Origin of the sequence: uncultured Planktosalinus sp., assembly GCF_963973675.1 — a bacterium.
In the GTDB taxonomy this organism is placed as follows: Bacteria; Bacteroidota; Bacteroidia; order Flavobacteriales; family Flavobacteriaceae; genus Planktosalinus.
Window position 1 is genome coordinate 1 of record NZ_CAXBAN010000417.1, and the last position, 2,109, is coordinate 2,109.

General features: G+C 44.9%; 2 protein-coding genes and 1 pseudogene. All 3 read left to right on the forward strand.

Features of this window, described 5'->3' with window-relative positions; all coding sequences use genetic code 11:
* Nucleotides 1-1,073 (forward strand): annotated as a pseudogene (locus tag AACY61_RS12835) (DNA methylase); the annotation flags it as partial.
* An 18-nt stretch (nucleotides 1,074-1,091) separates the two neighbouring features.
* A complete protein-coding gene (locus tag AACY61_RS12840; RefSeq protein WP_223091537.1) occupies nucleotides 1,092-1,406 on the forward strand; it encodes a DUF4133 domain-containing protein in 315 nt (104 codons plus the stop codon).
* Nucleotides 1,407-1,420: 14 nt separating this feature from the next.
* Nucleotides 1,421-2,109: DUF3875 domain-containing protein (locus tag AACY61_RS12845; RefSeq protein WP_339611979.1), on the forward strand; the 689-nt coding region annotated here is incomplete at its 3' end.

The window sequence follows — 2,109 nt, forward strand, 5'->3', positions numbered from 1 at the left end:
GTAACCGTATTGCCAAAGAACATTATGGCAATCAGGTACAGAATTATGTCTATGCCGTGGAGCAATCACTGGATAATTATAAATTCAACCTGCTTAAAAACAAACAGACCTTCATTTCCCAAATGAAGAACAGCGAACTCAATGTCCGTACCATTGATGAAGGGGCTGTGGATGAAAAAAGCGGTATGAACTTCTCCGAATATATTGCCATCCTTTCCGGGGATACCTCCCTTTTGGAAAAAAGCAAACTGGAAAAGAAAGTGGCGGTGATGGAAAGCCTGAAACATTCCCACTTTAGGGAACTCACCCGTCATAAATACCAGTTGGAAAAACTGCAAAACAATCATGCTTCTACTGAAAAAACACTCGGAAAGATCTCCGCCGATGCAGCCGTGTATAAAGACCGTCTCCAGATGACCAAAGAAGGTACCAAAGCCAACCCCATTCAATTGGACGGAACAGCGAGTCGGGACAGTGAAGCTATAGGCAAACACATTATCCAGTTGTATCAAAACTGGAAGCCACAAGCCGGGCAGCACGAAGAAAAAATTGGCAACCTGTACGGTTTTCAGTTATACATCCGCAGGCAACAGGAAGCCTACGAAGAAAACGGATTGTTCGAATACCGGTATTCCAATAGCTTCTATGCACAAAGGGAAAGTGAGGGGATCAAATATACCTACAATAACGGTTTGCCCAATATGGATAATCCGAAGTTGGCAGCACGGCATTTTTTAAATGCCATTGATCGGGTGGAGCATCTTAAAGAGCGGTATAAGCGGAACCTTTCCGATCTGAAAACAGAACTTCCCAAGATTGAAAAACTCACTACCAAACCTTTTACCAAGGAGAACGAACTACGGGAGCTGAAAACAGAGCTCGCTAACCTGGAACGGCAGATTGCTATTAAAATTCAGGAAAACCAGTTAAAGCAACACCAACCCAATGAACCGGATCAAGAACAAACCCCGGTTATCAAACTCGGGGAACATCAAACAAACGGGCATGCCGTCAAAGAATCTGTGGTAGCTGCTTCGGCATCGGAGCGTCCCCGTAGCAGGATGCGATTGTAACATTAAAAAAAGAAACGTATGGCAAATAGTGTATATCAGGTCAATAAAGGAATTAACCGCAGTATTGAATTTAAGGGATTAAAAGCCCAATATATCTGGTATTTGGGTGGCGGTGTGGTAGGATTGCTCATCGTATTTGCCATCATGTATATCATCGGCCTACCCACACTGGTATGTATCGGTGTTATTCTCGGCTCAGGAACCCTGCTGGTGATGAAGATCTACCGAATGAGCCATCAATACGGGGAACACGGACTTATGAAAACCCTGGCACGAAAACAGGTTCCCAAAGCAATCCGATCCAATAGCCGCAGGGCTTTTTTAAAAAGATAAAAAACAAAATGAAGATGGAAAAAATGTTGGATGATCTATTACCGATTATGGATGTGGAACACGATTGCATCCTGAGCAAACAAGGCGATGTCACCGTCGTGTTTAAAGCAGACCTGCCGGAGATATTTACCCTTTCCGATCAGGAATATGAAGCTTTTCATCAGGCCTGGGTAAAAGCCATTAAGGTATTACCCAAATTCAGTGTACTGCATAAACAGGACTGGTTTCTGCAAACCGGGCATCAACCTGATTTTACCAAAGCGGATACCAGCTTTTTAAGCCGGGCAAGTGAGCGGTTTTTTAATGAACGACCCTTTCTGGATCATAGCTGTTATATCCTGCTGACCAAAAAACCGGCTCACCGCAAAACCGCAACTTCTGCCTATTCCAGCCTGCTACGCAGAAGCATCGTACCGGAAGAAACGCTGAAGCCCTCCTTGTTACAGGATTTTCTGGACGCTGCCGGTCAGTTCAAACGTATCATCGAAGATAGCGGCTTTGTGAAACTGACCCGGTTACGGGAAAAGGAACTTTGGAGTGGCAAACGGACAATGGGTATCATTGAAAAGTACTGCTACCTGTCCGAGCGCAATGACCAGTATCTCATAGGAGACATGAATTTCCAGGAAGGTTTACAGGTAGGTTCCAAGTATTGCCAGCTTTACACCCTGGGGGATGCTGCCGACCTGCCGGCACTTTGTGG

Excerpts from the sequence above, each read along its gene's own strand:
- AACY61_RS12840 (WP_223091537.1), top strand. The coding sequence starts at position 1,092 with ATGGCAAATAGTGTATATCAGGTCAATAAAGGAATTAACCGCAGTATT.